This is a genomic window from Rhizorhabdus sp. P4_G5 (assembly GCF_056401065.1).
The window spans coordinates 667843-688771 of record NZ_JBFUKB010000003.1 but is presented as its reverse complement, the minus strand read 5'-3'; the positions used below and the strand labels follow the sequence as shown (position 1 = coordinate 688771).

At 67.2% G+C, this 20929-nt stretch carries 19 protein-coding genes and 1 tRNA gene; 4 read left to right on the top strand and 16 right to left on the bottom strand.

What is annotated here, in order from left to right:
* Positions 1 to 83: 83 nt before the first annotated feature.
* The 7 genes from AC1DQK_RS07695 to AC1DQK_RS07665 form a co-directional block, all read right to left on the bottom strand.
* The gene (locus tag AC1DQK_RS07695) at positions 84 to 611 is read right to left on the bottom strand and encodes a DsbE family thiol:disulfide interchange protein (RefSeq protein ID WP_477869031.1); all 528 of its coding nucleotides are present in this window, start codon (positions 609 to 611) and stop codon (positions 84 to 86) included.
* Positions 608 to 2533, bottom strand: coding sequence for a heme lyase CcmF/NrfE family subunit (locus AC1DQK_RS07690; protein ID WP_477869029.1), 1926 nt, complete (start codon positions 2531 to 2533; stop codon positions 608 to 610). The genes AC1DQK_RS07695 and AC1DQK_RS07690 overlap by 4 nt, the downstream gene beginning before the upstream one ends.
* On the bottom strand, positions 2530 to 2997 hold the full coding sequence (ccmE, locus tag AC1DQK_RS07685) for a cytochrome c maturation protein CcmE (RefSeq protein WP_477869027.1): 468 nt from the start codon (positions 2995 to 2997) through the stop codon (positions 2530 to 2532). Before ccmE ends, AC1DQK_RS07690 begins: the two co-directional genes overlap by 4 nt.
* Entirely contained in the window at positions 2997 to 3128 is a 132-nt protein-coding gene (gene ccmD / locus AC1DQK_RS07680) for a heme exporter protein CcmD (protein ID WP_477869025.1), read from the bottom strand. Before ccmD ends, ccmE begins: the two co-directional genes overlap by 1 nt.
* Positions 3129 to 3141: 13 nt before the next feature.
* Positions 3142 to 3858 carry a heme ABC transporter permease CcmC gene (gene ccmC / locus AC1DQK_RS07675; protein ID WP_477869023.1) on the bottom strand — a complete coding sequence of 239 codons (717 nt, stop codon included), beginning with the start codon at positions 3856 to 3858 and terminating at the stop codon, positions 3142 to 3144.
* A 49-nt stretch (positions 3859 to 3907) separates the two neighbouring features.
* Complete coding sequence (locus AC1DQK_RS07670) at positions 3908 to 4957, bottom strand: Glu/Leu/Phe/Val family dehydrogenase (RefSeq protein ID WP_477869021.1); 1050 nt, start codon at positions 4955 to 4957, stop codon at positions 3908 to 3910.
* A gap of 88 nt (positions 4958 to 5045) precedes the next feature.
* Positions 5046 to 5122 (bottom strand) — tRNA-His (locus AC1DQK_RS07665).
* Positions 5123 to 5270: 148 nt separating this feature from the next.
* On the opposite strand from AC1DQK_RS07665, the gene AC1DQK_RS07660 reads away from it, so the two are divergent.
* Positions 5271 to 5684, top strand: a complete 414-nt coding sequence (locus AC1DQK_RS07660; RefSeq protein WP_477869019.1) for an RrF2 family transcriptional regulator — start codon at positions 5271 to 5273, stop codon at positions 5682 to 5684.
* 218 nt (positions 5685 to 5902) lie between these two features.
* Positions 5903 to 6136 (top strand): hypothetical protein, encoded by a 234-nt coding sequence (locus tag AC1DQK_RS07655; RefSeq protein ID WP_477869017.1) that lies wholly within the window; start codon positions 5903 to 5905, stop codon positions 6134 to 6136.
* An 86-nt stretch (positions 6137 to 6222) separates the two neighbouring features.
* Here the strand turns inward: AC1DQK_RS07655 and AC1DQK_RS07650 are convergent, their stop codons facing one another.
* The 7 genes from AC1DQK_RS07650 to AC1DQK_RS07620 form a co-directional block, all read right to left on the bottom strand.
* Entirely contained in the window at positions 6223 to 7077 is an 855-nt protein-coding gene (locus tag AC1DQK_RS07650; protein ID WP_477869015.1) for an SDR family oxidoreductase, read from the bottom strand.
* A 43-nt stretch (positions 7078 to 7120) separates the two neighbouring features.
* Positions 7121 to 7462: an antibiotic biosynthesis monooxygenase family protein gene (locus AC1DQK_RS07645; RefSeq protein WP_477869013.1), complete on the bottom strand. Its 342-nt coding sequence runs from the start codon at positions 7460 to 7462 to the stop codon at positions 7121 to 7123.
* 104 nt (positions 7463 to 7566) lie between these two features.
* Complete coding sequence (gene ligD, locus AC1DQK_RS07640; protein WP_477869011.1) at positions 7567 to 10086, bottom strand: DNA ligase D; 2520 nt, start codon at positions 10084 to 10086, stop codon at positions 7567 to 7569.
* 3 nt (positions 10087 to 10089) lie between these two features.
* Complete coding sequence (gene ku, locus AC1DQK_RS07635; RefSeq protein ID WP_477869009.1) at positions 10090 to 10971, bottom strand: non-homologous end joining protein Ku; 882 nt, start codon at positions 10969 to 10971, stop codon at positions 10090 to 10092.
* Positions 10972 to 11107: 136 nt separating this feature from the next.
* Positions 11108 to 12706, bottom strand: a complete 1599-nt coding sequence (locus tag AC1DQK_RS07630; protein WP_477869007.1) for a cisplatin damage response ATP-dependent DNA ligase — start codon at positions 12704 to 12706, stop codon at positions 11108 to 11110.
* Positions 12707 to 12813: 107 nt separating this feature from the next.
* Positions 12814 to 13806, bottom strand: a complete 993-nt coding sequence (locus AC1DQK_RS07625) for a ligase-associated DNA damage response exonuclease (protein ID WP_477869005.1) — start codon at positions 13804 to 13806, stop codon at positions 12814 to 12816.
* A 9-nt stretch (positions 13807 to 13815) separates the two neighbouring features.
* A complete protein-coding gene (locus AC1DQK_RS07620; protein WP_477869003.1) occupies positions 13816 to 14178 on the bottom strand; it encodes a hypothetical protein in 363 nt (120 codons plus the stop codon).
* A gap of 125 nt (positions 14179 to 14303) precedes the next feature.
* On the opposite strand from AC1DQK_RS07620, the gene AC1DQK_RS07615 reads away from it, so the two are divergent.
* Together AC1DQK_RS07615 and purL are read left to right on the top strand one after the other, a co-directional pair.
* Positions 14304 to 14816 (top strand): hemerythrin domain-containing protein, encoded by a 513-nt coding sequence (locus AC1DQK_RS07615; protein WP_477869001.1) that lies wholly within the window; start codon positions 14304 to 14306, stop codon positions 14814 to 14816.
* A 182-nt stretch (positions 14817 to 14998) separates the two neighbouring features.
* Complete coding sequence (gene purL / locus AC1DQK_RS07610; protein ID WP_477868999.1) at positions 14999 to 17164, top strand: phosphoribosylformylglycinamidine synthase subunit PurL; 2166 nt, start codon at positions 14999 to 15001, stop codon at positions 17162 to 17164.
* 45 nt (positions 17165 to 17209) lie between these two features.
* On the opposite strand, the gene AC1DQK_RS07605 is transcribed toward purL, so the two are convergent.
* Positions 17210 to 19366, bottom strand: coding sequence for a transglycosylase domain-containing protein (locus tag AC1DQK_RS07605; protein ID WP_477868997.1), 2157 nt, complete (start codon positions 19364 to 19366; stop codon positions 17210 to 17212).
* A gap of 162 nt (positions 19367 to 19528) precedes the next feature.
* The gene (locus AC1DQK_RS07600; RefSeq protein WP_477868995.1) at positions 19529 to 20881 is read right to left on the bottom strand and encodes a DUF4118 domain-containing protein; all 1353 of its coding nucleotides are present in this window, start codon (positions 20879 to 20881) and stop codon (positions 19529 to 19531) included.
* Positions 20882 to 20929 lie beyond the last annotated feature (48 nt).

Here is a 20929-nt window from a genome sequence, read left to right as displayed (position 1 = left end):
TTTCGGCCGAAGGCCAAAGCCTGTCCTGAGCGCCTGCCTTGCAGGCAACCGAAGGGATCGGGACGAACGGAGGCCTTTTTTGCTCATCGGGCGGCCGCCAGCGCCGACATCATGCCGGGCACGTCCTCGGGTTTGATGTCGCCGATATGCTGCATCCGGATGATCCCCCTGCCGTCGACCAGGAAGGTTTCCGGCACGCCCGACGAGCCAAGCGCGATCTGCACGCTGCTGTTGGCGTCGCCGCCGATCGCCCGATAAGGATCGCCGTTGCGCTGCAGGAAGCGCGACAGGTCCTCGGCGCGGTCGCGGATGGCGATGCCGTAGATCGGCGCGCCCGCGTCGGCGAGCTGTTTGAGCTGCGGCGCCTCGGCGATGCACGGCACGCACCAGCTGGCGAAGACATTGACGAGATGGGGCTCGCCGGTGGCGAGTTCAGCGCTGCTCAGCCCCGGCTTGCCCGGCAATGCGGCGGGCAGCGTGAAGCCCGGCATCGGCTTGCCGACAAGCTTGGAGGGGATCGTCTTGCTCTCCGGGCTGATCAGGCCGCCCGCGAACACGCCGAGGAAGACGAGGAACAGCCCCAGCGGCAGCCAGATGAGCAGCTTCCTCATATATAGGCCCGCGGCGGCGCGTGCCGTATCTCGCGGCGAACCCGGCCGATCAGCGACAGGAAGCCGCCGAATCCGACCAGCGCGCCGCCCAGCCAGATCAGGGTGACGAACGGCTTCCACCACAGCCGCAGCTGCCAGCGGCCATCATCGTCGGACTTCCCGACGACGACATATAGCTGTCCATCGAGCACGGTGGTGATCGCCGCCTCATTGGTCTCGGTTTGCGGCGAGGGGAAGTTGCGGGTCTCGGGATGCAGCGTGAACGGCCTGTTGTCGCCGCGCTGCGCGGTCACGGTCGCCGCGATCGCGGTATAGTTCGGGCCGGCGACGGGTTCGACGCCGTCGAGCCGGATCGTATAGGGCCCGACGCCGTGGACCTCGCCGACGCGGGCGGCGACCAGCGTCTCCTGGTTGAACGCGCTTTCGGAGGCCATCCCGGCCAGCGCGACGGCGATGCCGAGATGCGCGACCACCATGCCATATATATAGAGCGGCGTCCGGCGCAGGTTGCGCTTCCACAGCGGCGCGAGGCTGGCGAGCGCCACGCCCGCGGCGGCCACCAGCCCGAGCAGCGGCAGGATGCGGATGCCGGGCGACAGCAGCACCAGCCCAAACAGCGCCAGCGCGGACAGCAACAGGGCGGGCGCCAGCCGCATCAGGGTGAGCTTCAGGTCGTCGCGCCGCCACTTCATGATCGGCCCGGCCGACATCACCAGCACCAGGATCAGCGCGAGCGGCCCGGCGGCGCTGTTGAAATAAGGCGGCCCCACCGACAGCTTCTCGCCGGTCACGGCCTCGGCAACCAGCGGATAGAGCGTGCCGACGAGGACGATGCCCAAAATGGCCGAGAGCAGCAGGTTGTTGATGACCAGCGATCCTTCCCGGCTGACCGCATCGAAGCGCGATCCCTCGCGCACCGTGCCGACGCGCAGCGCGAACAGCGCCAGCGCCCCGCCGATATAGATGGCGAGCAGCGCGAGGATGAACGAGCCGCGCCGCGGGTCCACCGCGAAGGCGTGGACGCTGGTGAGGATGCCCGAGCGGACAAGGAAGGTGCCGACCATCGACATCGAGAAGGCGACCACCGCCAGCATCACCGTCCAGGCGCGCAGGCCTTCGCGGGTGGCGAGCACCGTCACCGAATGGAGCAGGGCGGTGGCGGCGAGCCATGGCATCAGCGAGGCGTTCTCGACCGGGTCCCAGAACCACCAGCCGCCCCAGCCCAGCTCATAATAGGCCCAATAGCTGCCGGCGGTGATGCCGAGGGTCAGCAATATCCAGGCGCCGAGCACCCAGGGCCGCATTGCCCGCGCGAACGCCGCGCCGACATCGCGCGTCACCAATGCGCCGACCGCGAAGGAGAAGGCCACCGACAGGCCGACATAGCCGAGGTAGAGTGTCGGCGGATGGAAGGCGAGGCCAGGGTCCTGGAGCAGCGGATTGAGCCCCTGCCCTTCGATCGGCGCCGGGTTCAACCGCGCGAACGGGTTCGAGGCGAACAGCAGGAAGGCGTAGAAGCCGAGGCCGATCGCCGCCTGCGCCGCCAGCGTGGCGATCAGCGTCCGCTCGTTGAGCCGCCGCTCGAACAGCGCGACCGCGCCGCCCGCCACGGCGAGGATCGTCACCCACATCAGCATCGAGCCTTCGTGGTTTCCCCAGGTGCCGGCGAATTTATACAGCAGCGGCTTGGTCGAGGCGTCATTGGCCGCGACCAGCGCCACCGACAGGTCGACCGCCACGAACAGCCAGATCAGCGTCAGGAAGGCGACGGCGGCCAGCCCCGCCTGCACCAGCGCGATCGGCCGCACCGCGCCGAGCAGGTCGCTGCGTCCGCTCGCCACCCCCATCGCGCCGAGCACGAGTTGCAGCGCGGCCAGCGCCGCGGCCAGCCACAAGGCGGCCAATCCCGCTTCGGCGATCACTTCTGCCCCTTCTGCTGGTCGCTCTGCGGTTCCAGGCTCTCGGTCTTGTGCATCTCGCCGGCCACCTGCGGCGGCATGTAGCGCTCGTCATGCTTGGCGAGGATATTGGTCGCGACGAAGCCGCCGTCGGCCTGGAAGCTGCCCTCCGCCACCACGCCCGAATCCTCCTTGAACAGGTCGGGCACGATCCCGGTGAAACGGACGGGCACGGTTTCGGCATTGTCGGTGACGATGAAATCGATGGTGACGCCATCGGGCTGTCGCTTGATCGATCCCTTCTGCACCATCCCGCCCAGCCGAACCGCGCGGCCGGGCTCGACATGGTCGCGCTTCGCGTCGGACGGCGTATAGAAATAGGCGGCCTGGTCCTTGAGCGCCGACATGGCGAGCAGCGCCGCACCGACGATCGCGACGATCGCGAGCAGGGCCAGGATCAGCCGCTGGTTCTTGGCCTTGACCGCCATCAGTCGCGCCGGGTCAGCGCGTCGGCCTGCCGCTCGGCGCGGCGCATGCCGGCATAGCTCGCCACGGCGATGGCGAGCGTGCCGATGATGGTGATCGCATAGGCCGCGATAATGAAGGGCCAGTGGTTCATCAGGATCTCTGGATCATTCTGCGGTCATCCGCTTGAGCCGCGCCACCACCTTGGCCTGCGCCAGCAGGGCGCGCATCCGCATCAGCACGATCGCCCCGAACAACAGGCTGAAGCCGAGCGTGGCGATCGGCAGCGGCCACAGGATCGAACCGTCGATGGTCGATCCGCTCAGGCCGATGCTCTGCCCCTGGTGCAGCGTGCGCCACCATTCGACCGAATAATGGATTACCGGAATGTTGGCGGCGCCGACCACCCCGAAGATCGCCGAGATGCGATCGTTGCTGCCGCGCTCCGCGCCGGCCGAAGCCAGCGCGATATAGGCGAGATAGAGGAAGAACAGCACCAGCATCGAGGTCAGCCGGCCGTCCCATTCCCACCAGGCGCCCCAGGTCGGCCGTCCCCAGATCGAGCCGGTCACCAGGCAGATCGCGGCGAACAGCGCGCCCGGCACGGCGATCGCCCGCGCCGCGACGGCGGCCAGCGGATGGCGCCAGATCAACTGCATCAGGCTCGCCGTCGCGATGCCCGACCATCCCGCCATCCCCAGCCAGGCGGCCGGGACATGGACGTACATGATCCGCACGCTCTCGCCCTGCAGATAGTCGCGCGGTGTGACGAACAGGCCTGCAAAAAGCGCTGCGACGATCAGCACCGCGCCGACCCAGCCGAGCCAGGGCGTCAGCGGGCGCGCGATCGACAGGAAACGGGCGGGGTTGGCGAAGATATGCACGGAGGGTGGGGAATAAGGACCAATCGCGTAGACCGCAATGGCCCCTGGATCAGCCCCGTCCGATCAGCTTCATCGCCATCCGGTCGGCCACGACCGCCGCCGGCAGGTCCGCCGCCGCGCTCTCGGCCCAGATCTGGTCAAGCCGTTCCGGGATCTTTGCGACGCGCGCGTTCACCTCGGCGCGGTCGCCCTGCCCCAGATATTCGAGCGCGACATTGATGATGCCGCCGGCGTTGATCACATAGTCGGGCGCATAGAGGATGCCGCGGGCATGGATGCGGTCGGCATCGGCCGGCGTGGCGAGCTGGTTGTTCGCGCCACCCGCCACCACCGGCACCTGCAGGGCGGCGATTGAGCGTTCATCGAGAATCGCGCCCAGCGCGCACGGGCTGAGCACGTCCGCCTCGACCGTCAGGATCTCGCCGGCGCCGATCGCGGTTGCGCCGAGTTCGGCCGCCAGCGCCTTGGCGCGCTTGACGTCGGCATCGGCGAGGGTGAGCCGCGCGCCATCCTTCGCCAGCAGCCTGGCCAGCCCGCCGCCGACGCTGCCGACGCCCTGGATCGCGACATGCACGCCGGCCGCGCTATTCTTGCCCAGCGCGCGCGCGATCGCGGCGCGGACGCCGAGATACACGCCCTGTGCGGTGGTTGGCCCAGGGTCGCCGCCGGCACTGCCCGCCGCGACGGGCAGGCCCGAGACATGCTTGGTCGTCTGCGAGATCGCGACCATGTCGGCGTCGCTCATTCCGACATCCTCGGCGGTGACATATCGGCCGCCCAGCGAATCGATCGCGCGGCCGAAGGCTGCCAGCATCTCCGGCGTCTTGGTGCGCAGGGCATCGGCGAGGATCACACCCTTGCCGCCGCCCATCGGCAGGCCCGCCATCGCGTTCTTGAAGCTCATGCCTCGCGACAGGCGCAGCGCATCGGTGATCGCGTCGGCAGGATCGGCATAATGCCAGAACCGTGTCCCGCCCGCGCCTGGGCCGAGATGGGTCGAATGGAGCGCGATCACCGCCGTCAGGCCGGAAGCCGCATCGCGAAACAGATGCAGGCCTTCGTGGTCGTCGAAATCGGGGTAGGTCCAGGGAGCCGTCATGCCATTCTCGCGAAATTAGATTATAGGCGAGCGCAATAATATTATTCGCAGTTGATGGCCAGCACTGAACGGCGCAGCGAGAAAAAAATGGGGCGATCGACGGGGATTGAACCCGCAACCTCCGGTACCACAAACCGGCGCTCTAACCAATTGAGCTACGATCGCCACAGGACGCCCGCAGGCATCGCCGATCCGGCGCTCCATAGGCAAAGCCCCCCGGGGACGCAAGCGGGATACGCGCGCTCGTTAACTCTACCAAAGCATTATAGATGGGGTTGCCTCGCCCGCCCGCAGGTTCCACATAGGCATCACCGTGCTGTCCCAACGAACCCGCTATGCTATTCGCGCCCTGCTCCACCTCGGGGATCATTATGGCCAGGGCCCGATCCAGCTGGCGGAGATCGCCGACCGGCAGAATATCCCGGGCAAGTTCCTGACCGTGATCCTGTCGGAAATGAAGCGGGCCGGCTTCGTCGAGACCATGCGTGGCAAGGAAGGCGGCTATTGGCTATCGCGCCCGCCGAGCGAAATCACCTATGGCGACATCGTCCGCGCGACCCGCGGATCGCTGGCGCTGGTGCCCTGTGCCGCGCGTCTCGCTTATGAGCCCTGCGATCATTGCGTCGAGGAAGCGGAGTGCCGCTTGCGCCGCGTGATGCTGTCGGTGCGCGACGAGACCGCCAATATTCTCGACCGGCTGTCGCTCGCGGAAACCGTTGCGATTTGAGCGGCGGGCGCTGTCGGACGACAGCGCAACGATCCCGGATTTCTGCGGCGCTCCGCCCGCCGAACCGGCGCTGGACGCCCCGCGCGAGCGCCCGCGTTTCACCGCTTAACCCTTCGATTCATGTCGATTTTCCGTTGACGGCCTCTTCTTCAGCGTTATGTCAGCGGCAGGAACGGCATTCGAGCCGGGCCGATATAGATGCTATGGGAGCTGCTCGAATGAACAAGTTGACCCTCGTTTTGGTTGCCGCTGGCCTGATGTCGGTTGCAGCGTGCAGCAAGCAAACTCCGGCCGAAAATGCCGTCGACAACACGGCAGCTGCACTTGAGAACCAGGCCGATGCGCTCGACGCCGCCGCGGATGCAACCTCGAACGATGCGGCTGCCGCGAACCTCGAGAACGCTGCCGACGCAGCCGAGAACGCTGCCGACGCAGCCGAAGACAAGAAGTAATCGGCCGGCTCCTCGGAGCCGCTTTTACGAACAGGATGGGCGTCCCTTCGGGGGCGCCCATTTTGTTTCGATCACGGAGCGGCCCGCTATCCGTTGACGATCGTGCCGCCATTCGGATGCAGAACCTGCCCCGACATATAGCTTGAATCCTCGCAGGCCAGGAACAGGAAGGCCGGCGCCACCTCATTGGGTTGCCCAGGACGACCCATCGGCGTGCTCTCGCCGAAATGCTCGAGCTTTTCCGGGCTTGCCCCGCCGAACGGGTTGAGCGGCGTCCAGATCGGGCCGGGCGCCACCGCATTGACGCGGATGCCTTCGCCGACCAGATTTTCAGACAGCGAGCGCGTGAAGGCGGTGATGGCCCCCTTGGTGCTCGAATAGTCGAGCAGTTCGCCGCTGCCCTGATACATCGTCACCGACGTGCAATTGACGATCGTCGCCCCCTTTTTGAGGTACGGGCGCGCTGCCTGGGTGAGGAAGAACATCCCGAAGACATTCGTCTGGAAGGTGCGGCGAAGCTGCGCTTCGGTGATTCCCGTGATGTCCTTGTCGGGATGCTGCTCGCCGGCATTGTTCACCAATATGTCGAGCCGGCCCCAGCTGTCGATCACCTCGGCGACGGCGCGGTCGCAGAAATCCTTGTCGCCGATATCGCCGGCGATCCGCATCGCCCGGCGTCCTTCGCCATGGACGATCTCCTCGGTCTTGCGGGCATCCTCATGCTCGCAGAGATACAGGATCGCGATGTCAGCCCCCTCGCGTGCATAGAGCGCAGCCACCGCGCGGCCGATACCGCTGTCCGCGCCGGTGATCAGCGCCACCTTGCCATCGAGCCGGCCGGAGCCCCGGTAGCGCGGTGCCCAGTCGGGCTTGGGCTCCAGGTCGCTCTCGCGCCCGGGAAGCTGGTCCTCATGGACCATCGGCTGCTGCTGGTCGGTCATGACTCTCTCCTTTCGCGCTCAAACGAAAGGGAGAGCTGCCGGTTCAGTCCGTTGCGGGCGCAGCGCGGCGGGTGGTGAGGCGATCGCTCACGACCTCCATCCGGAAGATCGGATCGGCATCCGGCGGCACCTCGGCGACCGCATCGACGAACGCGGCGCGCGTCTCCGGCTCGTCATAGACCATCTTGAGGTCGAACGCCCTGCGCCAGGTCGCCTCGTCGGGCCACTCGGCATAGCCGACGAACCGCCCGTCGCCGTCGCGATGCAGGCGCGAGCCATAGCTGCCGTAGATCTCGCGGATCAGGTCGGTGCCGCGCGACCAGGCGCGGACGAACTGCTCCTCCTTCCCCGGATGGACCCGCCACCAATAGACTGCCACGAACATGATCGATCCCCTTCCGAGATCGTCACCCCAGCTTAGGCTGGGGTCCATGTCTGTCGGTGAAGAGAGACATGGATCCCAGCTTACGCTGGGATGACGGTTAGCAATTACACGTCGGGCAGCAGCTGCTCCGCCATGCCCCATCCCTTCAACGCCTTCGACGATGCGCGCGCCAGCAGCTTTCCGGCGTCGAGGATCGTGAAGGCGCTCGCCTTGTCGAAGCCGTCGAGTTCATCCCAGCTGATCGGCACCGCCACCGGCGCGTTCTCCCGTGCCCGCGCGCCATAGGCGACGACCGCGGTCGCGCCGCGCTGGTTGCGCAGGTAATCGATGAAGATGCGGCCGACCCGCTTCGCCTTGGCCATGTTGGCGACGAACCGCTCGGGCTCAGACTGCGCCAGCGCCTCGGCGAAGCGGTGGGAAAAGTCCTTCACCTTCGGCCACTCCGCCGCCGGCGTCAGCGGAACGACCACGTGCACGCCCTTGCCGCCCGACAGCATCGCGAAGCTGGCCAGCCCGATATCGGCCAACATCGATCGGATATCCTGCGCCGCCTTCTTCACATCGGCGAAGTCGAGGCCGACATCGGGATCGAGGTCGAAGATCATCCGGTCGGGCTTCTCGATATCCTCGATCCGCGATCCCCAGCCATGAAACTCGATCGTACCCATCTGCACGCAGGCGAGCAGCCCCGCGACATCCTCGACATAGAGATAATCCTCGGTGCTGCCGTCCTTCTCGCGCACCGGGATATGGTGGACATGGTCGCCGAAACTGCCGGAATCATGCTTCTGGAAGAAACATTGCTTGCCCCGCCCCTGCGGGCAGCGGACCAGGCTGATCGGCCGGCGCGCCGCCCATGGCAGGATCAGCGGCCCGATCGCCTGATAATAAGCGGCAAGATCGCCTTTCGTCGCCTTCGCCTCGGGAAAGATCACCCGGTCCGGATTGGTGATCCGGATCAGCGGCGCCTCGGCGACGGCTTCCTCGACCGGCACCGGCTCCTCGCGCGTCACCTCCTCGGCCTTCTTGTCCGATCGCAGGCCGATGAAGCTCGCATGGCGCAGCACATCGTCATGGGTGAACTCCGCAAAGGCTATCTCGGCGACCAGATCGGGCATGATCCAGTGCGCCCCGCGCGCCTCGGCACGCGGTACCGGCGCGGCGGGTGACGTCGCCTCGCGCTCCGCGAGCTTCTCCGCGAGCATATCCATGCTGTCCTGGTTGAAGCCGGTGCCGACCTTGCCGGCATAGACGAGCTTGCCATCCTTATGCTGAGCCAGCAGCAGCGCGCGAAAACGGCGGCTGCTGGCGCTGCTGCTCGACCAGCCGATGATGACGAACTCCTGCCGCCGCGTGCATTTGACCTTGAGCCAGTTGTTCGTCCGTGCGCCGCGATAGGCCGCATCAGCCCGCTTCGAGATGATGCCTTCCTGGCCCGCCGTGCACATCGCTTCGAACAGCTTCTCGCCGGAACCGACGACATGATCGGCATAGTGGATCGTCGCGCTGCCGTCCGACAGCAGCCCCGCCAGCCGCGCCTTGCGCTCGACAGTGCTCAGTCCGGTGAGGTCCTCTCCATCGAACGACAGCAGGTCGAAGGCAAACAGCTCGAAGCCGCCGCCCTCGCCCTTGATCGCCTTCTGCAGGGCAGAGAAGCTTGGATTGCCCTTCTCGTCCGGACTGACGATCTCGCCATCGATCAGCGCCGGCGGCAGGTTCAGCTTCGCTACGGCCTCGGCCACCGGTGCGAATTTGTCGGTCCAGTCGAGACCCGAGCGCGTGTAGATCTTCACCTGGTCGCCCGCCGCCGCAACCAGCGCGCGATAACCGTCGAACTTGATCTCGTGGAGCCACTGGCTGCCGGCCGGAACATGGTCGACGAGCGTCGCGAGCTGGGGCTTCCGAAAGCCGGGCAATGTGCCCCCGCTGCGTTTTTGGCGGCTTCCCCTGTCGCTCGAGCGCCGGCTCACCTCCTCGCTGTGCTTGTCCGCTTCGGCCATGATCGCATCGAACGCCTTGCCGCGCTTGCCTTTCAGGCTGGTGCTGCCCTTCTTGTCGGCGGCGATCTCTGCCATCGTCCGGCCGGTCTTGACGCTGGTCAGCGCGCGCGCGACCAGGTCGTCGCTGCCGCCCGCCTCGGCATCGTCGATCTTGCGCAGCAGCCAGTTCTCGTTGCGCTCGCCGGGCTTGCCCTTCATCCGCACCAGCAGCCACTCGCCCCTCATCCGTTCGCCTTCGAGCATGAAGTGGAGATGGCCTTCGTCGAGGTCGCGCTCGCTCTTGCCTTCGATCGGCGCCCAATGGCCCTTGTCCCACAGCATGACGGTGCCGCCGCCATATTCGCCTTCGGGGATGATTCCCTCGAATTCGGCATAGGAGATCGGATGATCTTCGGTGCGGACCGCCAGCCGGCGATCCTCCGGGTTGAGGCTGGGGCCGCGCGTCACCGCCCAGCTCTTCAGCACGCCGTCCATCTCCAGCCGGAAGTCATAATGAAGCCGGGTCGCGTCATGTTTCTGGACGATGAAGCGATGCTGATTGCCGCTGCCGACCTTGCCCGCCGGCTCGGCGGTGCGCTTGAAGTCGCGCTTCCGGTTATAATCGGAGAGGCTGGGGCGCGCCATCGATCAAGCCCGCTTGCGCGCCGGGGCCTTCGCGGCGGGCTTTGCCGGCGTCTTTTTCGGCGGCACCTTCCCTGCGGGCGGCTTGGCTTCCGCCGCAGCGCCGCCCACCGACTTCTTGAGCGCGGCCATCAGGTCGATGACATTGCCCTTGCGGACCGGCGTGTCGCCCTCGACGTCCTCGAGGATCTTCTGGCCCTTCGCCTTGCGCTTCTTCTCGATCAGCGCCTTGAGCGCATCGACATAACGGTCGTGGAACTCGCTCGCATCGAACTTGGCGGTCTTCTTCTCGATCAGCGTCTCGGCCAGCTCCAGCAGGTCCTCGTCCGGCGTGGTATCGGGAATGTCGCGGAAATAGCCCTGCGCCTTGCGCACCTCGTCGGCATAGCGCAGCGTCTCCATCACCAGCCCGCGCCCGCACGGCTTCAGGCTCACCACATATTCGCGCCCCCGCATCGCCAGCTGGCCAAGGCCGACCTTGCGCGTGCGCCGCAGCGCCTCGCGCAGGACGATGAACGCCTCTTCGGCGAGCTCGTCGGCCGGCACCACATAATAGGGCTTCTCGAAATAGAGCACGTCGATCTCATTGGCATCGACGAACTGGATCAGGTCGAGCGTGCGCTTGCTCTCGAGCTTAACGGCATCGATCTCGTCCTGCTCGAGCAGGACGTAATTTCCCTTCGACACCTCAAAGCCCTTGACGATCTCGTCGGTGTCGACTGGTCCGAGCCCCGGCACCACCTTCTCATATTTGATCCGCTTGCCCGAAGGTTCATGGATCTGGTGGAAAGCGATCTGCGCGCTGCTGCTGGTCGCATTGTAGATCTCGACCGGTATCGAAACGAGCGCGAGGCGAATCTGCCCCTGCCAATAGGCACGCGCGGCCATGATGATTCTCCTGCGGAACGACTGATGGATTCAAACCATCAGCCCGCGGATCGTTCCCGACGACGTTGGCGCGGCCATGGCTGGCCGGCCGATCCATGCCCATTCGATGCAGGGCAGCGGGATCCCCGGACACAAGCTACACGATCATCTTACGCAGCGCCGCGATGGTGTCTGCCTCCTCGGGCGGCTTGTCCTTCCTGATCCGCGCGATCCTCGGGAAACGCATCGCCACGCCCGACTTGTGGCGCCGGCTCTCATGGATGCTGTCGAACGCCAGCTCGATCACCAATGTCTTCTCCACCTCGCGAACCGGGCCGAAGCGATTGACGGTGTTGTTGCGCACGAAGCTGTCGAGCCATTTCAGCTCCTCGTCGGTAAAGCCCGAATAAGCCTTGGCGACCGGCAGCAGCTCGCCTTCTTCGGACCAGCAGCCGAAGGTGTAGTCCGAATAGAAGCTCGACCGCTTCCCATGCCCGCGCTGCGCATACATCATCACGCAGTCGACGGTCAGTGGATCACGCTTCCATTTGTACCAGAGCCCGGTTCGCCGCCCCGCGACATAGGGGCTGTCGCGTCGCTTGAGCATCACCCCCTCGATCGCGGCATCGCGCGCGCCGGCGCGCGTCTCGGCCAGTGCGTCGAAATCCTGGGCGTCGATCACCGCCGAGACATCGAACCGCGCCGGATCGAGCCGCGCGGCGAAGGCTTCGAGCCGGGCACGCCGCGCGGTCCAGGGCAATTCGCGCAGATCCTCGCCACCCACGATCAGCAGGTCGTACAGCCGCACGAAGGCCGGATAGTCGGACAGCATCTTCGCGGACACGGTCTTGCGCCCCAGCCGCTGCTGCAGCGCGTTGAACGACGCCGCCGATCCACCATGCTCGGCCGCGCCCTGCGCCTCGCCCTGCACCAGCATCTCGCCGTCGAGCACCGCGTCGAGCCCTTCGGCGGCGCGGACGATATCGGGAAAGGTCGCGGTGATGTCGTCGCCGGCACGGCTGTAGAGGCGCAGCGCGCTGCCGGTACCGACGATCTGCACGCGGATGCCGTCCCATTTCCATTCGGCGGCATAGTCGACGAGATCGACCGTCCCTTCCTCGAGCGGATGGGCGAGCATGAACGGGCGGAAGAAGGGCGTGCCGCGCGGATCGGGCCGCTCGCCGCCCTGCCCCCAGGCGAACAGCTCGGCATAGGGCGGACGCAGCGCGTGCCACACCTCCTCGACGGCATCGACATCGAGGCCGAACGCCTGCGCGAAGCCCGTCTTCGCCAGCCGCGCCGAAATACCGACGCGCAGCCCCCCGGTCGCCAGCTTGAGCAGGGCGAAACGCCCGCTGGCATCGAGATGGTCGAGCATCTCGCCGAGCGCGCCCGGCGCCTCGGCGCGCCCCAGTCGTGCCAGTCGGTCGACGATCGCCGCCAGCGTCAGCGAGCCGTCGTCGATCTCGGCGGGCTGGTCGATCCGCTTCGGCCAGATCAGCGCAACCGTTTCGGCAAGGTCGCCGACATAGTCGCGGCTCATCGCGAACAGCACTGGATCGACCCGCTCGCCGACGATCGCATGGATCGCGGCGCTCTTGACCGCGGGCAGGCTGAGGTCGCCGGTCAGCGCCGCGAGCGCCCAGCCGCGATCGGGATCGGGCGCCTCCCGCATATAGTCGGCGATCAGCGCCAGCTTGGCGTTGCGCGAGCGGGTGAAGACGAGCCCGTCGAGGAGTTGCGAGAAGGCGCGCATTTACAGGTGGCGCCGTTCGTCCCGAGCGAAGTCGAGGGAGCCGCCCGAGCGAAGCCGAGGGCTTCTCGCTACTCCTGACGCAGTTTCTCGACTTTGACCCACCGGAATCACCCCTCGTCCTCATCCTCATAGCCGACCACTGCCAGCGCGCGCGCCCGCATCTGATGCAGGCCGCACCAGTGGACCAGCGCCTCCTCCCGCCCGTGCGTCACCCAGATCTCCGACGGCGCGACTTCCAGGATGGTCGCGGTCAGCTCGTCCCAGTCGGCATGGTCGGAGATCACCAGCGGCAGCTCGACATTCTTCTGCCGCGCCCGCTGCCGCACCCGCATCCAGCCCGACGCCATCGCCGCGATCGGATCAGGCAGCCGCCGCGACCAGCGATCGTTCAATGCCGAAGGCGGACAGACCACGATCTTGCCGCGCAGCTGGTCGATCGACGCGGACGTTGCCGGATAGAGCTCCCCCAGCTCGACGCCGAAGTCACGGTACAGATCGCACATCCGTTCCAGCGCGCCATGGATGTAGATCGGATCGCCATGGCCATGCGCGCGCAGTTCGGCGATCACCCGTTGCGCCTTGCCCAGGGCATAGGCACCGACCAGCACGCAGCGATCCGGCGTGGCATGGAGAGCGCCGAGCAGCCGGTCGATCTCCTGCCCGATCGCGGGATGGCGGAACACCGGCAGGCCGAAAGTCGCCTCGGTGATGAAGATGTCGCAGGGCACCGGTTCGAACGGGACGCAGGTCGGATCGGCGCGGCGCTTGTAGTCGCCGGTGACGACCACCCGCTCGCCGGCATGTTCGAGCATGATCTGCGCCGAGCCGAGCACATGGCCCGCAGGCACATAGGCAATGTCGACGCCGCCGAGCCGGACGCTCTCGCCCAGCGCCACCGGCGTTCCCGCACTGGTGCCGTAGCGCAACGCCATGATCGCCAGCGTCTCGGGCGTCGCCCAGCTCATCGCATGTCCGCCGCGGGCATGATCGGCATGGCCATGGGTGATCAGCGCGCGGTCGACCGGCACGGTGGGGTCGATCCAGGCGTCGGCCGGCCGCACATAAATCCCCTGCGCGGAAGCTTCGATCCAATGGGCCAAAGCCGGCGCTCAGCCGTTCCGCTTGAGCGCGTGCGCGCCGAGATAGTCCATCGCCGCGACGCCGGCGACGATGCCGAGCGCCAGGAACGCCATCTTGCGCTTCGGATTGGCCGGCGCCGCGATATAGCCGAGCGCGGCGAGGTCGAAGATGTCGCCCGCCAGCCGCCATTGCACGGGCGATGCGCTGCCGGGTGCGATCAGCCCCGCTACGCCGGTCGCCACTTCGCGCACGCCCACCACCTGGAACAGCCGGCCGCCCATCTCCTCGCCGGCGCCGATCCCCCGCCCCAGCCGCTTGCCGAGAAGCATGTCGGCGATGCCGAAGGCCAGGCTGGCTGCCCCGATCGCCCGGCCGATAGTCTCCCTGTTCATCCCGTCCTCTCCGCTCGCCGCATCTCTCTTCCTGCTCAACGCAGCGGAGGCAATCCGGCTCCGCCGTGGCACTTCTCGCCAATACCGTGCGTTAAGCCACGGTCACGCAACAGGAGTTCATCACCATGGCGCAACCCGAGTTCACCGATGCCATCGCACTGCTCAAAGCCGATCACCGCACCGTCGAGGAGCTGTTCGAAAAGTTCGAGAAAGCCAGCAGTTCCTCGTCCAAGCAGAAGCTCTGCCACCAGATCTGCGTCGAGCTGAAGATTCACGCCATGATTGAGGAGGAGATCTTCTATCCGGCGCTGCGCGGCAAGATCGAGGATGACACGCTGGACGAGGCCTATGTCGAGCATGACGGCGCGAAGATCCTGATCAACGACCTGGAGAGCGCGGGCCCGGACGCCGAGTTCTACGACGCCAAGGTCACGGTGCTGTCCGAGGAGATCAAGCACCACGTCAAGGAAGAGGAAGCCGCCAAGGAGGGCATGTTCGTCCAGGCACGCCAGGCCGACGTCGACCTCGTCGCGCTCCGCGACCAGCTGCTCGCCCGCAAGAAGGAGCTGATGGCGCAGGAAAAGACCGGCGGCCTCCCGCTCGCGGTTCCAAGCGCGGTGAATCTCGTCACCGCTTGAAGACCCTCTCCCACCTGGGGAGAGGGAGGGGCCCGCTGCCGAAGGTAGTGGGAGGGTGAGGGCACGAGGTGGCAGATCGGTCCGTCGACAAGCTGTCCAGCGTGCCTCGCTCGCCCTCTCCCCGCACGGGAGAGGGAAATGGGGGATAGGCGCGGCCGCTCCAAGTCGCTATCGGCTCGCGCATGACCGAGATCACGCCAGCAATCGTCGCCGAGCACGGCCTGTCCATCGAGGAATATGAGCGCATCCTGCGCGCGCTGGGGCGGGCGCCGAACCTCACCGAACTGGGCATCTTCTCGGTGATGTGGTCCGAGCATTGCAGCTACAAGTCGAGTCGGATCCACCTCAAGAAGCTTCCGACCACCGGCCCGCAGGTGATCTGCGGCCCCGGCGAGAATGCCGGCGTGGTCGATATCGGCGACGGCCAGGCCGCCATCTTCAAGATGGAGAGCCACAACCACCCCTCCTATATCGAGCCCTATCAGGGGGCCGCGACCGGCGTCGGCGGCATATTGCGCGACGTGTTCACCATGGGCGCGCGGCCGATCGCCAATCTCAATGCGCTGCGCTTCGGCCGGCCCGATCATCCCAAGATGCGCCACCTGATCGCGGGCGTCGTCCACGGTATCGGCGGCTATGGCAATTGCGTCGGCGTGCCCACCGTCGGCGGCGAGGTCAATTTCCACCGGGCCTATGACGGCAACATCCTCGTCAACGCCATGACGGTTGGCGTCGCCGAGACCGACAAGATCTTCTATTCGGCCGCTTCGGGCATCGGCAACCCGATCGTCTATGTCGGCTCGAAGACCGGCCGCGACGGCATCCACGGCGCGACCATGGCCTCGGCCGACTTCTCCGAGGATTCGGAGGAGAAGCGCCCCACCGTCCAGGTCGGCGATCCCTTCACCGAAAAGCTGCTGATCGAGGCCTGCCTCGAGCTGATGGCGACCGATGTGATCGTCGCGATCCAGGACATGGGCGCCGCCGGCCTCACCTCCTCCTCTGTCGAGATGGCCTCGAAGGGCGGGGTCGGCATCGAGCTCGACATGAACGCCGTCCCCTGCCGCGAAACCGGCATGACGCCCTATGAGATGATGCTGTCCGAATCGCAGGAACGCATGCTGATGGTGCTCAAGCCCGGCCGCGAGGCCGAGGCCGAGGCGATCTTCCACAAATGGGAGCTCGATTTCGCGGTGATCGGCCGCGTCACCGATACCGGCCGCATGGTGCTGCGCTTCGACGGCGATGTCGTCTGCGACATCCCGCTCGGCCCGCTGGCCGACGAAGCGCCGCTCTACGATCGCCCCTGGGTCCCGACCCGCGCCCCCAAGCCGCTCGGCACCGTCGCGCCCAAGGGGACCATCGGCGAGAACCTGATCGCGCTGATGGGTTCGCCCGATCTCGCCAGCCGTCGCTGGATCTGGGAGCAATATGACCACATGGTCGGCGCCGACACCATCCAGCGCCCGGGCGGCGACGCCGCGGTGGTCCGCGTCCACGGCACGAACAAGGGCATCGCGATCAGCACCGATTGCACCCCGCGCTATGTCTTCGCCGATCCGGTGATGGGCGGCGCACAGGCGATCGCCGAATGCTGGCGCAACATCACCGCGGTCGGCGCCAAGCCGCTCGCGACCACCGACTGCATGAACTTCGGCAACCCGCAGCGCCCCGAGATCATGGGTCAGTTCGTCGGCGCGATCGAGGGCATGGCCAAGGCCTGCCAGGCGCTCGACTTCCCGATCGTGTCGGGCAATGTCAGCCTCTACAACGAGACCAAGAACGACGACGGCACCGGCAGCGCGATCCTGCCCACCCCCGCGATCGGCGGCATCGGCCTGCTCGCCGATGTCGACCGGATGGCGACGATCGCGTTCAAGGCCGCCGGCGAGCATATCGTCCTGATCGGCGAGACCGGCGACCATCTCGGCCAGTCGCTGTGGCTGCGCTATATCGCCGGCCGCGAGGAAGGGCCGCCGCCGCCGGTCGACCTCCAGCTGGAAAAGCGCAACGGCGATTTCGTGCGCGAGCTGATCCTCGACGACCGTGTCAGCGCGGTCCACGACATCGCCGATGGCGGCCTGCTCGTCGCCATCGCGGAGATGGCGCTGGCCGGTGGCATCGGCGCCGAGATCGAGCCGCTCGGCCACGCCGCCGCCTTCGGCGAAGACCAGGCCCGCTACGTGGTCACCACCCGCAACTCGGACGCCGTCCTCGCCGCCGCGCTCACTGCGGGCGTCACCGCGCGCCGCCTCGGCACCACCGGTGGCGACAGGCTGGCCGGCGTCGCCCTCGGCGCGCTGCGCACCACCCACGAGGCCTTCTTCCCGGAACTGATGACGCAGTAAGCGGCTGGGGCGAGCGGCCGCGAACCGCGATGCCGGTCGCCCAGCCTACTCCTCGTCCTCCTCGAGGAACACGCCCTCGCGCTCCGCCTTGCGCCGCCGCAACTCCTCCAGCCGCGCGCGGCGCTGCTCGCGCGCCGCCTCCTGGGCAGCGGTGTCGGCATCGGAATCCGCCCCGTCGGGCCGGGCGTCATGGTCGCCGCGCAGGAAGTCGGGCAATATCCCCTCGATGAAGCGCCCGATCGGCGAACCGTCGCGCAGCTCGTCCTCCGCCTCGGCCGCCTCCAGCTCGGCCAGCTCGCGCTCCTCCGCCGCCACGCGCATCGCCGCCTGCCGCTGCTCGATCGCCGCCATTAGCATCGGCGGCAGGTCCAGGTCGCTCGCGCGCAGCCTGGCCGCGCCCATGAACCGCGCCCAGATCGCCGCGGGCAGGCTCCCGCCCGTCACCCCGCGCATCGGCGTGTCGTCGTCATTGCCGACCCACACCCCGGTGATCAGCCCGCCCGCGAAACCGACGAACAGCGCATCGCGATGGTTCTGCGTCGTCCCGGTCTTGCCGAAGGTCGGGATGCCCAGCGCCGCGCCGCGCCCGGTGCCCTGGTTGGTCGCGGTCCACAGCAGGTCGAGCATCGCCTCGCGCACGCGCGGATCGATCGCCTGCCCGCCCGCGGCGGATGCCTGCGCCAGCCCGCTGGCCTTCACTGGATACCGCCCGCTGGCCACCGCGGCATAGGCCGATGTCAGCTCGATCAGGGTCATGCCCGAGGTGCCCAGCGCCATCGACGGCCCCGGCGTGATCGGCGCGGTGATGCCGAGCCGCTTCGCGGTGTTGGCAACATTGCTCAGCCCCACCCTCTCGGCGACCCGCACCGCGGCGACATTGCTCGATTGCGCGAAGGCGCTGCGCAGCGTGGTCGGCCCGCCATAGCGCCCGCCATAGTTGCGCGGGCTCCAGCCATCGATCGTCAGCGGCGAATTCTCGACCAGCGTGTCGGGCGTCTCGCCATTCTCGAGCGCGGTCAGGTAGACCGCCAGCTTGAACGCCGATCCCGGCTGGCGCTGCGCCTGCGTCGCGCGGTTATAGGGGCTCGACTTGTAGCTGCGCCCGCCGATCATCGCGACCACCCGGCCATCGGGCCGCATCGCCACCAGCGCCGCCTGGCTCGCCTGTACGCCGTCGCCATAGCCGGTCAGCACCGATGTCACCGCCTTGATCGCCGCCTGCTGCAGCTCGCGGTCGAGCGTGGTGCGGACGGTCAGCTGACCGCCCTGCCCGCCGGCGCCGCCCTCCTCTGCCGCCGCCTCGACCTGCGGCGCGACCCAGTCGACGAAATAGGTGCCGCCCGGCAGTTCGTCGGGCGCGATCCGCGGCACCGCGAGCCGCACGCCCGCCGCCTCGCTCGCGGGGATCATCTTCTCCTGCGCCATCGCCGCGATCACCAGCCGCGATCGCGCCTGCGCTGCCTTCAGGTTCACCGTCGGGTTGAGCCGGCTCGGCGCCTTCACCATCCCCGCCAGCATCGCCGCCTCGCCGACGCTCAGCGTCTCCGGCCTCTTCTGGAAATAATGCCGCGCGGCGGCGCGCAGACCATAGACGCCGTCCCCGAAATAGATCGTCGACAGGTAGCGCGACAGGATCTCGTCCTTGCTCAGCCAGGCATCGAGCCACAGCGCCAGCACCGCCTCCTGCACCTTGCGCGCGATCTTCCGGTCGGACGAGAGGAAGGCGGTCTTGGCGAGCTGCTGCGTGATCGTCGAGCCGCCCTCGACCGTCTCGCCGGCCCGGAAATTATGCCAGAAGGCCCGCGTCAGCCCGCGCGGATCGATGCCGATATGCTCGGCGAACCGCCGATCCTCGATCGCGATGAACGCCCCGCGCACCGGCAGCGGCAGGGTCGCGGCATCGACCGGCGCCTCCCCCGCGCCGCGCCGCGCGATCGGCGTGCCGTCGGCAGCGAGATAGACGAAGCTCGGCTTCTGCGGCGGCTGCATCGCCCCCCAGGGCGGAGCGACCCAGGTCGCCCACAGCATCGCGACCGCGACAAGCCCGAGCACGGCAAGGCCGGCCCATGCGGCGATCCGCCGCCACGACGGCCGACGACGCCACCAGCCCGGCCGCGCCACGCCCGCCGCCGCCTCACTATCGGGAGCGGTTTCCACGGCAGCCGCCACCGGCAAGCGCCAGGCCGCCAGAAGCCGCTTCAATCTGATCCGCAAGCCACCCATCGATTATGCCGAACCCATAGCGACGGAGAGCTTTCCGCACGTTGAACCAGCGCTCATAGGTGGATCGGGTGGAAGGGGCAAAGCCTGCCGCGCGGGAAGCTGTCGCGGCCCTGCTTCCTTTCGGCTCTTTTTGAGAGCAGGCTAGGAATCCTTTTTCCCGACAAGGAGCCGGTAACCGACGGCGGGCTCGTTCAGTATGAGCTCGGGCTCGGCCGGATCATGTTCCAGCTTCTGGCGCAATGAGCGGACCGCTACCCGCAGATAGTCGATCTGCTTTTCCTGCGCCGGCCCCCAAACCGTGCGCAACAGATGTCCATGCGTGAGCACACGTCCAGGATGCCGGGCCAGCTCGGCCAGCACCGCATATTCCTTCGGCGTAAGATGCACTTCAACGCCATCGCGAACGACCGAGCGATGAAAGAGATCGATGCTCACAGGGCCGACCTCGATCGGTTTGCGGTCCGATCCAGGGCTCAGCTCGACTAGATTGTCGATATAGCGTTCGAGCTTCACGGTCTCCGCCGCGACGCTCGATATGAGTGCCTTGTCACCGGTGCCCTCGCGCTTGAGCGCCTTTGCCGCGGCCGAAATCGCCGTTAGCCCCGGCTTGACCTTATCCCCGATCGACGCGAGCAGAGCGGACCGCAAGCGATCCTGTTCGCGCACCGCGCCCAGCACGCGCATCTCCTGTTCGAGCCGCGCCCGCTCCAGCGCGAGGGCGATCTGGTCGACCAGATTCTCGAGCAGCGGCAGCCGATCCTTCGCGATCGGAGCGACGCCGTCGTTCCTGGCCAGGCCGACCGCAGCGATGACGGCATCCGGCGCCATGACGGCCCGGAAGTGCCAGTCCGCCAGATCCATGCGGCGCACGCCGCGCCCGGCCGCCTCGCCGGTCGTGAGCGTCAAGGCCGCAGCGGCGAAATCACTGGGCGCGAATATCGGCGTGGCCGGCATGGCGGCGATGATCTTTGGTGCATCGGCGCCCGTCAGCAGCGCCGCGTTGCAATCGAACAGCGTCGACAATTCGCGCACCGTCACCCTGGCGATATCCTCCTGGTCGGCGCAGGACAGCAGCTGCCGCGCGAAACCGGCGATGGTGGCGTTACGCGCGGCATGGCTCGCCGCGAGCTGTGCCTGGACCCGCAGCGAACTGGCCAGGTGGCTGGTCACGACGGCAATGAGGAACAGCATCACCACGGTCACCACGTCCGCAGGACTGTGGATGAACAGCGTTCGATAAGGCGCCGTGAAAAAATAATTGAAGGTCAGCGTCGAAGCGGCGGCCGCGGCCAGCGCGGGCCACAGGCCGCAATAGATCGCCGCGGCGAGTACGGCGGGGAGATAGAGCAACACGACCGGGGCGTTGCCCCAGCGCGGCGCTATGACGAGGCCAAGTCCTGTCGCGCCCGCGACGAGCAGCAGCGCGCCTGCATAGGCCAGCACGCCTGACGTCAAACCGCGCGGTCCGTCGCTGGAAACAAGGTTCGTGCTCATGGACTGAAGATCGTTGCCATGCTCCCCGCCGTCGAGAGGGAATCGACG

Coding starts and splice junctions, on each gene's coding strand:
- AC1DQK_RS07645 (WP_477869013.1), bottom strand. CDS start 7,462: ATGTTCGTGGCAGTCTATTGGTGGCGGGTCCATCCGGGGAAGGAGGAG.
- AC1DQK_RS07630 (WP_477869007.1), bottom strand. CDS start 12,706: ATGCGCGCCTTCTCGCAACTCCTCGACGGGCTCGTCTTCACCCGCTCG.
- ku (WP_477869009.1), bottom strand. CDS start 10,971: ATGGCCGCGCGTGCCTATTGGCAGGGGCAGATTCGCCTCGCGCTCGTT.
- AC1DQK_RS07620 (WP_477869003.1), bottom strand. CDS start 14,178: ATGAACAGGGAGACTATCGGCCGGGCGATCGGGGCAGCCAGCCTGGCC.
- ligD (WP_477869011.1), bottom strand. CDS start 10,086: ATGGCGCGCCCCAGCCTCTCCGATTATAACCGGAAGCGCGACTTCAAG.
- AC1DQK_RS07615 (WP_477869001.1), top strand. CDS start 14,304: ATGGCGCAACCCGAGTTCACCGATGCCATCGCACTGCTCAAAGCCGAT.
- ccmE (WP_477869027.1), bottom strand. CDS start 2,997: ATGGCGGTCAAGGCCAAGAACCAGCGGCTGATCCTGGCCCTGCTCGCG.
- ccmD (WP_477869025.1), bottom strand. CDS start 3,128: ATGAACCACTGGCCCTTCATTATCGCGGCCTATGCGATCACCATCATC.
- AC1DQK_RS07650 (WP_477869015.1), bottom strand. CDS start 7,077: ATGACCGACCAGCAGCAGCCGATGGTCCATGAGGACCAGCTTCCCGGG.
- AC1DQK_RS07670 (WP_477869021.1), bottom strand. CDS start 4,957: ATGACGGCTCCCTGGACCTACCCCGATTTCGACGACCACGAAGGCCTG.
- AC1DQK_RS07655 (WP_477869017.1), top strand. CDS start 5,903: ATGAACAAGTTGACCCTCGTTTTGGTTGCCGCTGGCCTGATGTCGGTT.
- AC1DQK_RS07600 (WP_477868995.1), bottom strand. CDS start 20,881: ATGAGCACGAACCTTGTTTCCAGCGACGGACCGCGCGGTTTGACGTCA.
- purL (WP_477868999.1), top strand. CDS start 14,999: ATGACCGAGATCACGCCAGCAATCGTCGCCGAGCACGGCCTGTCCATC.
- AC1DQK_RS07695 (WP_477869031.1), bottom strand. CDS start 611: ATGAGGAAGCTGCTCATCTGGCTGCCGCTGGGGCTGTTCCTCGTCTTC.